At 28.4% G+C, this 12,117-nt stretch carries 15 protein-coding genes and 1 pseudogene; 3 read left to right on the forward strand and 13 right to left on the reverse strand.

Going from position 1 to position 12,117, the window contains the following annotated elements:
- Positions 1-632 (forward strand): annotated as a pseudogene (locus B2671_RS02855) (uroporphyrinogen decarboxylase family protein); the annotation flags it as partial.
- 284 nt (positions 633-916) lie between these two features.
- Positions 917-1,117, forward strand: coding sequence for a hypothetical protein (locus B2671_RS02860; protein WP_035131744.1), 201 nt, complete (start codon positions 917-919; stop codon positions 1,115-1,117).
- A 116-nt stretch (positions 1,118-1,233) separates the two neighbouring features.
- Here the strand turns inward: B2671_RS02860 and B2671_RS02865 are convergent, their stop codons facing one another.
- Complete coding sequence (locus B2671_RS02865) at positions 1,234-1,485, reverse strand: hypothetical protein (RefSeq protein ID WP_346869064.1); 252 nt, start codon at positions 1,483-1,485, stop codon at positions 1,234-1,236.
- Between the two features lie 505 nt (positions 1,486-1,990).
- Here B2671_RS02865 and B2671_RS02870 point away from each other — a divergent pair.
- On the forward strand, positions 1,991-3,496 hold the full coding sequence (locus B2671_RS02870; RefSeq protein WP_346869065.1) for a glycine betaine uptake BCCT transporter: 1,506 nt from the start codon (positions 1,991-1,993) through the stop codon (positions 3,494-3,496).
- 185 nt (positions 3,497-3,681) lie between these two features.
- On the opposite strand, the gene B2671_RS02875 is transcribed toward B2671_RS02870, so the two are convergent.
- The 12 genes from B2671_RS02875 to B2671_RS02930 all read right to left on the reverse strand — a co-directional run bounded on the left by B2671_RS02875 (position 3,682) and on the right by B2671_RS02930 (position 12,111).
- On the reverse strand, positions 3,682-4,296 hold the full coding sequence (locus tag B2671_RS02875) for a DUF1048 domain-containing protein (protein ID WP_346869066.1): 615 nt from the start codon (positions 4,294-4,296) through the stop codon (positions 3,682-3,684).
- Positions 4,286-4,618 (reverse strand): PadR family transcriptional regulator, encoded by a 333-nt coding sequence (locus B2671_RS02880; RefSeq protein WP_346869067.1) that lies wholly within the window; start codon positions 4,616-4,618, stop codon positions 4,286-4,288. Before B2671_RS02880 ends, B2671_RS02875 begins: the two co-directional genes overlap by 11 nt.
- Before the next feature lie 205 nt (positions 4,619-4,823).
- Positions 4,824-5,360, reverse strand: a complete 537-nt coding sequence (locus tag B2671_RS02885) for an RNA methyltransferase (RefSeq protein ID WP_346869068.1) — start codon at positions 5,358-5,360, stop codon at positions 4,824-4,826.
- Between the two features lie 366 nt (positions 5,361-5,726).
- Positions 5,727-6,608, reverse strand: a complete 882-nt coding sequence (locus B2671_RS02890) for a GNAT family N-acetyltransferase (protein ID WP_346869069.1) — start codon at positions 6,606-6,608, stop codon at positions 5,727-5,729.
- Between the two features lie 151 nt (positions 6,609-6,759).
- Complete coding sequence (locus B2671_RS02895) at positions 6,760-7,050, reverse strand: CD3324 family protein (RefSeq protein WP_346869070.1); 291 nt, start codon at positions 7,048-7,050, stop codon at positions 6,760-6,762.
- 285 nt (positions 7,051-7,335) lie between these two features.
- Positions 7,336-7,869 (reverse strand): Type 1 glutamine amidotransferase-like domain-containing protein, encoded by a 534-nt coding sequence (locus B2671_RS02900; protein WP_346869071.1) that lies wholly within the window; start codon positions 7,867-7,869, stop codon positions 7,336-7,338.
- A gap of 176 nt (positions 7,870-8,045) precedes the next feature.
- Entirely contained in the window at positions 8,046-8,807 is a 762-nt protein-coding gene (locus B2671_RS02905; RefSeq protein ID WP_346869072.1) for a class I SAM-dependent methyltransferase, read from the reverse strand.
- Between the two features lie 242 nt (positions 8,808-9,049).
- Positions 9,050-9,436, reverse strand: coding sequence for a hypothetical protein (locus B2671_RS02910; protein ID WP_346869073.1), 387 nt, complete (start codon positions 9,434-9,436; stop codon positions 9,050-9,052).
- Between the two features lie 80 nt (positions 9,437-9,516).
- A complete protein-coding gene (locus tag B2671_RS02915) occupies positions 9,517-10,011 on the reverse strand; it encodes a hypothetical protein (protein ID WP_346869074.1) in 495 nt (164 codons plus the stop codon).
- 400 nt (positions 10,012-10,411) lie between these two features.
- Positions 10,412-10,729, reverse strand: coding sequence for a hypothetical protein (locus B2671_RS02920; RefSeq protein WP_346869075.1), 318 nt, complete (start codon positions 10,727-10,729; stop codon positions 10,412-10,414).
- Between the two features lie 30 nt (positions 10,730-10,759).
- The gene (locus B2671_RS02925) at positions 10,760-11,257 is read right to left on the reverse strand and encodes a GNAT family N-acetyltransferase (protein ID WP_346869076.1); all 498 of its coding nucleotides are present in this window, start codon (positions 11,255-11,257) and stop codon (positions 10,760-10,762) included.
- A gap of 38 nt (positions 11,258-11,295) precedes the next feature.
- Positions 11,296-12,111, reverse strand: coding sequence for a class I SAM-dependent methyltransferase (locus tag B2671_RS02930; protein WP_346869077.1), 816 nt, complete (start codon positions 12,109-12,111; stop codon positions 11,296-11,298).
- Positions 12,112-12,117 lie beyond the last annotated feature (6 nt).

Below are 12,117 nucleotides of genomic sequence, written 5' to 3' on the forward strand. Positions count from 1 at the left end.
GTCAGTGCCTCTATGTCTGGTCCTTTTAGTGTTGCAGCATCTGTAGTTGGAACTGAAAATTTATTAAAATGGATGATTAAATATCCTAAAAAAGTTCATACTCTTATGGAAATAGTGTCAGAATCTAATAATAGATACATAGAAGAAGTTGCTAAACTGGGTATCTCAATTAGTTTTGCTGATCCAGTCTCATCAACAAGTCTTATAAGTCCAAAGCAATTCAGAGAATNNACATAAATAAAATAAAAGAAAAAACTGGTAGTTACCCTGGTATACACATCTGTGGAAAAAGTAGAGACATTTGGGAAGATGTTGTGAATACTGGAATTTCTAATTTTAGTATTGATAATATAGAAGATATAGAAGAAGCTAAAAATGTGATGGGTGATAAGGTTGTAATAACAGGAAATGTTCCTCCTGTTGATGTTATGTATTCTGGAACTAAAGAAGACATTTTTAAGTCAGTTAAACAATGTATTAGAAAAGGTTACAATTCTCAAAAAGGTTATATTTTAAGCACTGGATGTCAAATTCCAATGCACACTCCAATGAAGAATATTGAAGCCTTTATGGATGCTGGTAAACTATACGGAAAGTATCCAATAGATATAGAAAAACTAATGAATAATTAATAAATCTTTTTACTGAAATCTTAAGAAATAGATTCTTTAATAATCTATTTCTTAAGGTTTTTTCTTTCATAAGCTAAACTTTCCAAGTATGATTTTAAATTTATGACATATAATAATTTTGATATTTCATAGTGGAATTCTTCTGATAATAATGGTGTTAATAGGACTGTTGTAGATGAAGAAATTTACTATGAACAAAATTTCACTCTTGGATTGAGCTTAAGCTTATTTTCATAATATGCTAGCTCCATACCTTAAAAATAAAATTTTAGGAGGTAATTGTTATGCACAATAATGAAGGAAAAAGCGCTAAACGCCATCTACGAGATGTACAAATTGAACTTCAAGATTCAAAAACTTGCTTGGATCAAGCATTAAAATCTGTTGAAAAATCACAAAACAGACAAATAATCGAAAATACCCTTAACTCAGTAGAAAGTGCACTACATTCATTAAATAACACACTTTCTAACTATGAAGAATAGTAAAAACTAGTGCTATTATATTCCACTATTTCCTCTTCGCCAATATCCTTTTTAGGGTATTGGCGAATTATATTTTACTCTAACTTCACTAGCTTTAACAACCTGATGCTAAAATCTTATATAATCTCTGTCATTATACTCTCATAGTTTGGTGGTAAGTCATAACTTTTTATATACTCAAACTTTTTCACCTTACCCCTTTCGTTTCCTTCTATTGTGAAATCAATATTATCAGTTGCCACAAGAATATGAGGTCTTATATAGGAATTTACTTGAAGGCTTATATCAAAGACAAAGAAACGAACCATTAGGTCTAGAAATACTATTTTGACATTGATATTGCTAATCAACACCATAACTACCAACATAATTAAGCCACTCTTAATATATTTTCTAAAATTTATCACTTTGTTTACCTTTATTTTCTTTTATTTATATTAACCTATGTTTTCCATTGACATAAATTAAATATCAGAATTCATTTTATTTTATTAAGGATAGCGTATCTCCACACTAACCTATCTTACTTGTATATGTATGTATTCTTAATATATTACATTTATATATATAGTATGTGTATATATACTTTACCTATGTATTAAATAGACTTCATACTTTATCCCAAACATAATAAACACAACTGGGTTTAATTCTTATTATTTCTAGCAGAGTAGAAATATATCTTTATTTCCCTAGATACAATATATTATGATATTACTTACTTTCCAACATTTTTACAAAATTAAATCAATTATATAATTGTCTATAGCTTCATTTATTTTATATATTCCATAAATTACTATATGCTATATGAATAAATCTAACTATTTAAAGCAAAATAAATTTGAAAAAGATAAATGAGGTGTTTAAATAATGTTATACATATCTATATTTTTTGTTGGTCTATTTGTTTTATTTGCACTTGTATCACCACAATATTTTATAGCCATATCAAATAATGCCTTAAACTTTACTACAGCTAAATTTGGTTGGCTATTTCTTATTATAACTTTTATTATTTTAATTTTTGTAATTTGGTTGGCATTTAGCAAGTATGGCAATTTAAAATTAGGAAAAGATGATGACAAACCTCAATTCAGTAACCTTACTTGGTTTTCTATGCTATTTAGCGCTGGCATGGGCATAGGAATAATCTTCTGGGGTGTAGCAGAGCCTTTAGATCACTATGTTTTTCCACCTATAGGTATTAAAGAGTTAACTGTTGAAGCCGCTAATACAGGTATGGTTTATTGCTTCTTTCACTGGGGCTTACATGCTTGGGCTATCTATTCATTTGTAGGGCTTGTTCTTGCATATTTTAGATTTAGAAAAAATAAAAGACTATTAATTAGTGAAACAATCCAACCTTTAATTAAAGAAAACTTACGTTTTAAAAGTACAATAGTTATAATAATAGATGTATTAGCAATAATAGCTACAGCCTTTGGTGTAGCTACTTCTTTAGGGTTAGGTGCTTTACAAATAAATGGCGGATTAAATAATGTTTTTGGTATTCCTATAAATAGTTTTATACAAATACTAATAATAATAGTTGCGACTATACTATTTTTATTATCTTCTTCAACAGGTATCGAAAAAGGGATTAAAATTTTAAGTAATGTAAATATAGCTATTGCAGTTCTACTTATGCTCTTTGTCTTTATTTTGGGACCTACATCTAATATTTTAGAAATTTTCACTAATACTCTAGGTGAATACTTTCAAAACATTGTGTCTTTGAGCTTAAAACTAAGACCATTTAGAGACTCTAGTTGGATTTCTAGTTGGACTTTATTTTATTGGGCTTGGTGGATAGCTTGGTCTCCATTTGTTGGTGTATTTATAGCTCGTATATCAAAAGGAAGAACTATAAAAGAATTTGTTTTAGGTGTTTTATTAGTTCCAACTTTATTTAGTTTCTTTTGGTTTGCAGTGTTTGGTGGAACAGCCCTTAATCTTCAAATGAATACTAATTTAAATTTAGTAGAAGTAGTAAAAAATAATATTACTTCTACACTATTTATCACCTTGAAAAGTCTCCCTACTGGCACAATATTAAGTGTTATTTGTATAATTTTAATTATGACATTCTTTGTTTCATCAGCAGATTCTGCAACATTCGTTCTTGGTATGTTTAGTTCAAAAGGTAATATGAATCCTAAATTATCTATTAAACTTATATGGGGCATTCTTGAATCATTGATAGCTATATCACTCCTATTAAGTGGAGGTTTAAAAGGTCTTCAAACCATGGCTATACTTACTGCACTTCCTTTTAGCATTATATTAATCTTAATGCTTTCATCTTTACTTAAAGAATTAAAAAAAGAAAATTTACCTGAGTTTAAACACTTAAAAGCTAAAAATAAATCTAAGTAATAATAAAAAGAATCCTCATCTTTAAATGAACATTAATCACTGGAAATAAATTTTTATCATTATAAATTAGTCCTTAATTAAACTCATTCAATATTTCTAAAATAAAATATTTGTTCTAAGGGTTAGCTTAGTATTGATACCCTAAAATAAAGCAGTAGAATTTTAGCATTCTACTGCTTTATTACTTAATCTAACCTCACCTTTCTATTTCTAAAAGTTTTACCTGTGATGTAACTTAATAGCAATATTGCTACTAAAACCATGAATGTGTATAATGAATTAATTTCTACAACAAAATTTGTAATTAAAATAAAGTTTAGAATTGCTCCTGGTATTACAAATAAAATATATAATAATAGCACCTTTATTATTTTTTTTGTATTTCCTTTATTTTTTATTATTACTTTTCTTAATCCTATACTAAAAATAAACCTACAAAACAAAAAGTCAACTATAAACATAAAAATTATATTTAAGGTGAATTTCATATGAAATATATAATATAATAATGACATCATTGTTGACATAATTATAGCCCACCTAGTACTCTGATATATATTAAGTATTGTACTACTATTAATATCCTTTAATTTTATTATTTCTTTGCAAAACTCTTCAATATTATTACCAATGATACTCTTCACATCAATATCGTCATCTTGTGCACTTATTAATAAGTCCTTTACATCTTCACTTACTTCATCCATAAAGTTACCTTCCATACCACTACTTGATAAATACATTACTATACTCATGTATGCTTCCTTATATTCATCCCTCAATATGCTATTACTCATCATCCATCCCCCCTATAATCTTATTTACATTAACATGTAGTTTATTCCAGTATTCTATAAAACCTTCAAGTTCTATACTTCCCATTTCTGATAGTTTATAATATTTTCTATTAACTCCCGCGGATGATTTCCTTCTTTCAGCAATTATTAACTGATTTTTTTCAAGCCTAAGTAATAATGGATAAAGCGTTCCCTCAACAATATCTTCAAAGCCATATTGTTTTAATTTTGTTAGTAGTTCATAACCATAGGTCTCTTCCTTTGAAATTATACTTAGTATACATCCTTCAAGAATACCTTTAAGAATTTGAGAATTATTATTCACAGTAACTCCTCCCTTACCTTGTAATACAAAGTATAATATTATTATATTAAAATATACTTTGCATTGCAAGGTATATTTTAATAAATCCTGCTTTTACTTAATATTGGCTAAAAATAATCACTAAAAAAAGAAGGTGTAGCCTCTAAGACTACTCCCTCTTTCCTACTTATATAATCCATAAAACTATGATTTATTTAAATCATAGTTAGCCAATTCTTTTACCTAAGTTCTTTTGATAAAGGCTTGCTTCATAAACAACCATAGTAGCTGCTACTCCTACATTTAAGGAATCTGCACCTCCAAACATGGGGATTATTATTCTTTCACATTCATATTTGTTCCAAATTTCTGAAATTCCATGTATTTCATTTCCTACAATAATAGCAATTCTCCCTTTATAATTAGCATCATAGTAATTGTTACTGGCTTTTAAATCAGTAACAATAATCTTAAATCCGTTACTTTTAAGCCACCTTACAAGTAATTCTATGTCACTACTTACAACTGGCAACATAAAACTAGACCCCATGCTTGACTTTATCAACTTTTGATTTGTTTTTCTAACTTTACTATTACAAATAATTACTCCATCCCCACCAGCACCATCAACTGACCTTATAATTGTTCCAATATTTCCTGGTTTTTCTAATCCATCAAGTATTACTAGCAAATTGTTTTCCTTTAGCTTTACATCCTTAAGGTNNCTTTGGAAAACTACATAATAGAAAAAATCCTTCTCCACTATCTCTGCTACTCAACCTTTTACACAAATTGCTTGATATTAAACATGAATTCTCTGCTACCATAGAAATACTCTTAACCATATCAAGGATAGATTTGTTTTTAATAAACTCTAGACAAAATACAAAGTTTATTATTCTAATATTACTTTTAATTATCTTTTCATAGGCCCATAATCCCTCTATAACAAATAAATCCTCATCTTCAACTTTTTTATTCTTAATTATTCCATTGATTAGTCTTATTGAATGGTCCTTACTACCAACAAGTTTTAAATGAGAAAACTCTTCACATAATTGCTCTATATCTAACCCCATTTTAAATATTATTCCTCTCTACTCAACTCATAAAAATTTATAAACTTTATCTATCCCCAAATTTTCTTCCATATGATACGTTTACCTACATCTTCAAACCCTATAATTCCATAAAATTCTCGTTGACCTCCAAAACAATATTTTGCTCCATACTTTTGGCTTTTCTTCATGCCCTCCATCAATGCAATGGTGGCAAGTCCCATTCTCCTATACTCCGGAATAGTAGCTAGTGGTTCTAAATACGCATATTGATTTTGTGTATCCTCCCACATACCTGCAAAACAAGCATAGTCACCATTGGGAGCTTTTATAACTGTTGTAAGTTCCTTGTTAAATCTAGGAGCACTCTGCATAAGTAGTCTACCATCAATATCATCATCTGGATTAGGTCCATGATTAAAGCCCTTCCATAGACAAGCATGAATCTTCTTTAAATCATTTTCATCTTCAAGAGATATCATTGAAAAGCCTTTTGGTAAAGGTAACTCCTTAAATCCCTTCTCATAGGGATATATGGTAATTGCTTCAGTATCACATACTTCATATCCTCTTTCAGTTAGTAAATCATCAAGACCCTGCTTATCAGTAGAATACACTGTCAAGGTATGCCTTCCATCCTTCTCCTCTGATAACTCCTTTTCACCATAAGTAAGCATCTCAGGGTATAAATCTTCATAACCTGCTTTTACCGCCATGATGCACTCTCCTAATCTCATCTCATAGCACGTAACTCCAACAATGTCACTATTTTCTTCCCAAAGACCAAACCTATGAGTCAGCTTATGATCAAAATATGAATGCGTGTGTGCATACTCGTAAAAACTTGGAAGCAAATATCCATTAAAATGATCACTATTATAATTATCCTTTAGAAATTTATATACTCTTTCAAAATCACTTAACAATTCGTATCGCCTATGCTTAATTATCATATATATTTCACCTCACAAAACATAAATATCTTTAATTAATAATTACATATATCAAAATTTATCATCATACTTATTTTAATATGTGGGGTAATTAAATAATATATAAAGAACAGTTCTATATTATTCTTTGCACATAAAAAACTACCACTCATTATAAGAGTGATAGCTTTTCATTTCTATTTTTACTATATACAATTTTTTTAATACTATCTATAGAAAGAAAAAATTCTTCTGACAGCTGATCAATGGTATATCCACTTTCATGCTTATTACGTATAACTTCATTTCTATTTTTTATACGCTGCCTGGTTCCTGACTTTTCTCCCCACTTTTTCCGTGTTGTATGTTCAGATGGAATATATACATATTCTCCTTGAATATACTTTTGAATTTCTCTTAATAAATTATCTGGTAAAATTGTTTCAGCCTTTACATATCCCATAAAGCTCAGCTCCTTAAATTTATACTTTAAACTAAGGAAACAAAGCCTGTATAAGTATGAATTTATTTAGTAATGGCGACTAGATATTTACCTCTGTGCAATTGTCGCCTTAAGCCATACTTACAGACTTTGCACAGAGTATTTTGAGTTGTTCTTTTTTCGCTAATTGAAATCTCATATTTACTACCCCCAATAAACCTTATTTTCTATATAATACCAAATACTATAGAAATCATCAATTATATATTTGTAATTATATATGTTATTAATAATTATCTCATTAAACTATTCCCTACTAAATAATTGTATGTCTCCCAATAATGTGATTGCATTATTATCAACAATTATTCCACCAGTATCTTTAATAGCATATACAGTGTCCATTCTTTCATTTAATACCTTATTTATATAGTTTTTTTCTATATCTGTTTCTTCATAATGAACTTCAATATCAAAGCTTCTAATGAAATTTAGTCCTCTATTATATGAGAATATATCATAATCTTTATCAGGGGTAATATGGTAATCTGCTATCTGAATCATCGCTCCAGCACTAATCCCTATAATTACTCCTAGAAAACTTTCAATCTCATTTATTAAATCAAACTCCTTTAAGCGATGCATCATTTTATCAGGTAATCCTCCAGTGAAAAATAATATGTCACTATTTCTTACTTTCTTTTTTGCACTTTCTTCTGTATCTTTAAAATAATTTATCCAGTCTATATTTTCTTCCCCAATTCCATAACTCAAAAATGGTAGAACAATGGTATTATAATACTTCCCGTTATCTTTACTATAGGCACTCTGCCAATCCATATCATTNNAAATGGAATTACCAAAACCTTATCATTACACTTTATATATTTTTCCATAGTATTTTTTACCCATTTTTCATGGAAATTATATAAACTAAATAGTATATTAACCATTAATATTCTTCCTCTCTTCATAATTCACAAAGTAATAATAGTTCCAATTATTATTTATGTGAACTACTTCATTTTGCAGTAGTATACTACTGTTTCATAATCAAAAATCAATGTCCCATTTTTATTATACTTTTTAAATAGAAGTTCAAGTTCCGTAATCATATAATTGAATTTTGGGTCTTCTTCATTTGGAATATACGAATAAGATACTAAATCCCCTTTTAATCTTTCCAAATTATACACTTGAGGATTAGAAAATATTTCTTTATCGATTGTTTTTAAACCAAAGAATTTGGGTAAATCCGTATTAAGTGAATTCCCCCCCTCACGTTCTGAGTATTTTTCAATTAGTTCCATATATTCATTCATAAATTTGCTATTGCTAAATTTTCTTCTATTATTGATAATTACTACGAACCCGCCAGGTTTTAATATTCTGAGAAATTCTTTTTTTGTAGCTTCTGGCTCAAACCAATGAAATGCTTGTCCTGATGTAATTACATCTACAGATTCTGATTCTAATTTTGTATATTCAGAAGATGCATCTATTGAATGAAAATTTGTGTAATTAATTAGATATTTCTCTCCAGCGTACCTCATTTCTGCATTAGGTTCAATGCCGTATACTTCGTTTCCATTATCCAAAAATAATTTAGCAGAAATTCCTGTTCCAGAGCCAATATCAGCAATAATTGCTCCTTTAGTTAAGCCAATTGATGTATTTAGAAACCCTATTATTTCATTAGGATAGTTAGGTCTATATTTTGCATAGTTTTCTACTCGACTACTAAATCTACCTTTAGGATTAAGTTCTGTTAAATTCATAATACCCTCCAAATTAAAAAATTTAATGTTTCCTTTTAAATTTTACTTGTATTATAACTCCCCATCATCAAATGCCTTTCGGGTTGCATTTCCTTTTTTCGCATCAAAATTTATAGGAAGATGATCTTAATCAATTATTTTTTCATAGTTAATGTCAGAAAAATAATTAATACCTTTCTCATTTATTCACTCCTAATTGAACTCTATAAGTATTCCTTATTTCATATTTCCAAATTTTTATATTAACTTCTATTCTTAATATAATCATCTATAAGCTTAATATCCTTAATATCCTTCTCTCTTCCTAATTGTGCCTTCTGCTTTTTTATACTTTCTAAACTTCCTACAGGTAATCCATCGATGATCATTATTTCATCAACGAACCAATTTTCTAGTATTTCTATTGTATCGTTTATCTGAACAATTCTTGAATTATCTTTTTCTACTGTGTACTTACAACCTTTTTTTAAAAATAGTTCAACTAAATTTGTAGTACAACCTAAATCAATATCATTTGTGGTTTCTTTAACACCATGAATTACTAAACCTGCACCAGAGGTTATCCAATATTCATTTAAAGGTAATTCCATGTCTTTAATCATTTTAATTACGTCTTCTTTTCCTAACATTTTAATAACCCCCTTAATTATATTAATTTTCATCTGATTTCTAATACTCTATAGTCCATTATAAAATTCAATTAGTAACTTTATATTATCCCTATGATATGGACTATTGCCCCTGATAATAAAGCAACAACAGTGCCAATTATTATTCCTATAACAGCACCCCTTATATGATGCCAAGGATTCTTATATTCTTTATCCATATCCTCAGTTCCAGGTATTCTTGTTCTTTTACTGTGACAAAAAAGTCCAATATCTAATACTATCATATCGTAAATATTCACCACAAAAAATAATATAAAAACGTGGATATATGCAGACTTAAAGTTTTTTGCACCAGAGTAATATGCCACTACAGCAAGAACAATTGTAAAAATCAATACTGCAATTAATTTAATTGATAAATGTCTTTTTTCTTCTTCTTTAATAACATCTTTATACTGAGGCAGATTTTCTACCCTCTCTCTAATTTCTTTAGGGTAAGACATAATATGCTTAATAGGGTCTTTATAAAGAGAAGGTAATATAATTAGCGTGAAAACTGCACACGAAATAACACATTCTACAAATAAAATCATCCTTTTATCTCTCCTCGAAAGTATTAATCAAATATGGTGTTATCAATAACTAATGTATTTTCTCAATATATGCGTAGTTAGTATTTATACTATTATGATACATATTTGTAACACTTTTTGTATTTTGGGTATGCATAACCTCATATGTTGTATCTGCAAAATAAATTATGTTTATAATTTGTTTGCATCCACCGAGAATATCTCCTGAAACTAACTATCACATCACATATTTTTAGCTTTTACTATTTTTATGTTCTTTAATCTATAAATCGTTGATATAACTAACATCAAGCCTCCTAGATAGAAATATTTTCTTTTTTTATTTCTTATTTTTCCCCTCATATATCAATACTCCAATACTAACTCCTACACAAATATCAATATCTATATTATGAATTCATCAACCTTTGTTTAGCAGCCTTATAATGCCTCCAGTAATTAGTATAGTACTTATGGTTATTATCACCACATTATTAAATATAGTTTCAATGCTAAAATTCTTAACTAAACTAAATATTATTGGTATTACAAATATAAATCCTATTATTAGCATTATTATAGGAGACTTTAATAAGTTCTTCATAGGTAATGGTGCTTTGCCTGAGCTAATAAAATAAACAGGATTATTGGCGTTTTTTTGCCACTCATTTATCTCTTCTACTTGGTTTTCTAATGGATTTAACTTTGCTTCATTATTTTTATTATTAATAATTTCCACCCCCTATTAAATCTAGATAAAAGAGAAAATCTACCTTAAATTTCTACTTAATACTTCCGCTAAAGAACCATCATCTATTTCAAATACCTTACTAAAACTAAAACCATTCTTTATTAATATTTTTCTAGATGCTATGTTGTCAGGATCTATTGTCCCTGTAACTTGTTGTATACTCTTAACTCCTTCAGCTTTATTTAATAATTCCCTTACAATCTCACTTCCATATCCCATTCCCCAATACTCAGGGAGGAATAAATACTCAACCTCTGCAGCAGTAAAATCATCACTTATTATCAATCCACCTAAGCCTATAAAAGTATTAGTAGTAGCTTCAAACACCTTAAACTGTCCAAACTCTTCATGAATTTCATTTTTTTCTAATATACCTTTATATACTTTCTTTGCTTCTTCTAAAGTAAAAACTCTACCATAATTCATTATCATTACTTTTTCATTTGAAACTAAATCCAGAAAATATTTAAAATCATCCTTAGAAAGAATTTTTTGAAAATATATTCTATTGGCCATATATATCACTCCTAGTATATATTATTAGACTAATATATTTATTTTTCTCCAAATGCATATATTACTGACATATTAAAATGAAGTCCGTCACCTTTGTCGAAACTTTCTAGTCCTTTAAACACGTCTTTTTTAAACTCTTCAAATACATCACAACCCAAATCTTCTATTTTTTCAAATATTCCTCTAACTGCGTTGGTGCACATTTCTTGCCACCATTCCTCTTTATCCTTATACACAACATCTGTACTTTCTTCATGAACTTTAACATTTTTAAAACCTGACTCATCTAATATTTTTATTACATCCATTACTGTATCAAACTTTGGAGTATCTGGCTTTCTATCCTTATTTTCTTTCTGTATGTTCGTAGGTAAATATTTATTAACTATTTCAGTTAACCACTTTTGATCTTCTTGTTTACCCCATATACTAAATCCTGCTTTTCCTCCATTTTTTAATACTCTTAGTATTCCATTTAATCTATTCTCACTAAGTAAAAGATATCCTATTCCAAATCCACAAATAACATTATCAAATGAATGTTTTTCAAAGTTTAAATTCTGAGCATTCATATTTTTAACTTCAACATTACATATTTTCTTATTTAAAATATCTTTATAGGTCTCATTTACCATAACTTCTGAACTATCTATACCTACAGCATATCCATCTTTACCTATTTTATCTATTGCAGCAAATAACGAAGCACCTCTACCCATTCCAATATCTAACACTTTAGCTCCATTGTTAATCTTTGAGAGTTCAACTAATCTATTACCAAAGCTATTCCAATATTGTGACCCTACTTTTCCAAAATCAATGGCTACCTTATCCCATATTGTTACTAACTTCATTTTATT

It is taken from the genome of Clostridium sp. UBA5119 (assembly GCF_002414285.1).
In the GTDB taxonomy this organism is placed as follows: domain Bacteria; phylum Bacillota; class Clostridia; order Clostridiales; family Clostridiaceae; genus Clostridium_J; species Clostridium_J sulfidigenes.

What these genes read in the sequence shown, in the direction of transcription:
- B2671_RS02860 (WP_035131744.1), top strand. Translation starts at nt 917, where the DNA reads ATGCACAATAATGAAGGAAAAAGCGCTAAACGCCATCTACGAGATGTA.
- B2671_RS02865 (WP_346869064.1), bottom strand. Translation starts at nt 1,485, where the DNA reads ATGTTGGTAGTTATGGTGTTGATTAGCAATATCAATGTCAAAATAGTA.
- B2671_RS02870 (WP_346869065.1), top strand. Translation starts at nt 1,991, where the DNA reads ATGTTATACATATCTATATTTTTTGTTGGTCTATTTGTTTTATTTGCA.
- B2671_RS02875 (WP_346869066.1), bottom strand. Translation starts at nt 4,296, where the DNA reads ATGATGAGTAATAGCATATTGAGGGATGAATATAAGGAAGCATACATG.
- B2671_RS02890 (WP_346869069.1), bottom strand. Translation starts at nt 6,608, where the DNA reads ATGATAATTAAGCATAGGCGATACGAATTGTTAAGTGATTTTGAAAGA.
- B2671_RS02895 (WP_346869070.1), bottom strand. Translation starts at nt 7,050, where the DNA reads ATGGGATATGTAAAGGCTGAAACAATTTTACCAGATAATTTATTAAGA.
- B2671_RS02900 (WP_346869071.1), bottom strand. Translation starts at nt 7,869, where the DNA reads ATGGATTGGCAGAGTGCCTATAGTAAAGATAACGGGAAGTATTATAAT.
- B2671_RS02905 (WP_346869072.1), bottom strand. Translation starts at nt 8,807, where the DNA reads ATGAATTTAACAGAACTTAATCCTAAAGGTAGATTTAGTAGTCGAGTA.
- B2671_RS02910 (WP_346869073.1), bottom strand. Translation starts at nt 9,436, where the DNA reads ATGTTAGGAAAAGAAGACGTAATTAAAATGATTAAAGACATGGAATTA.
- B2671_RS02915 (WP_346869074.1), bottom strand. Translation starts at nt 10,011, where the DNA reads ATGATTTTATTTGTAGAATGTGTTATTTCGTGTGCAGTTTTCACGCTA.
- B2671_RS02925 (WP_346869076.1), bottom strand. Translation starts at nt 11,257, where the DNA reads ATGGCCAATAGAATATATTTTCAAAAAATTCTTTCTAAGGATGATTTT.
- B2671_RS02930 (WP_346869077.1), bottom strand. Translation starts at nt 12,111, where the DNA reads ATGAAGTTAGTAACAATATGGGATAAGGTAGCCATTGATTTTGGAAAA.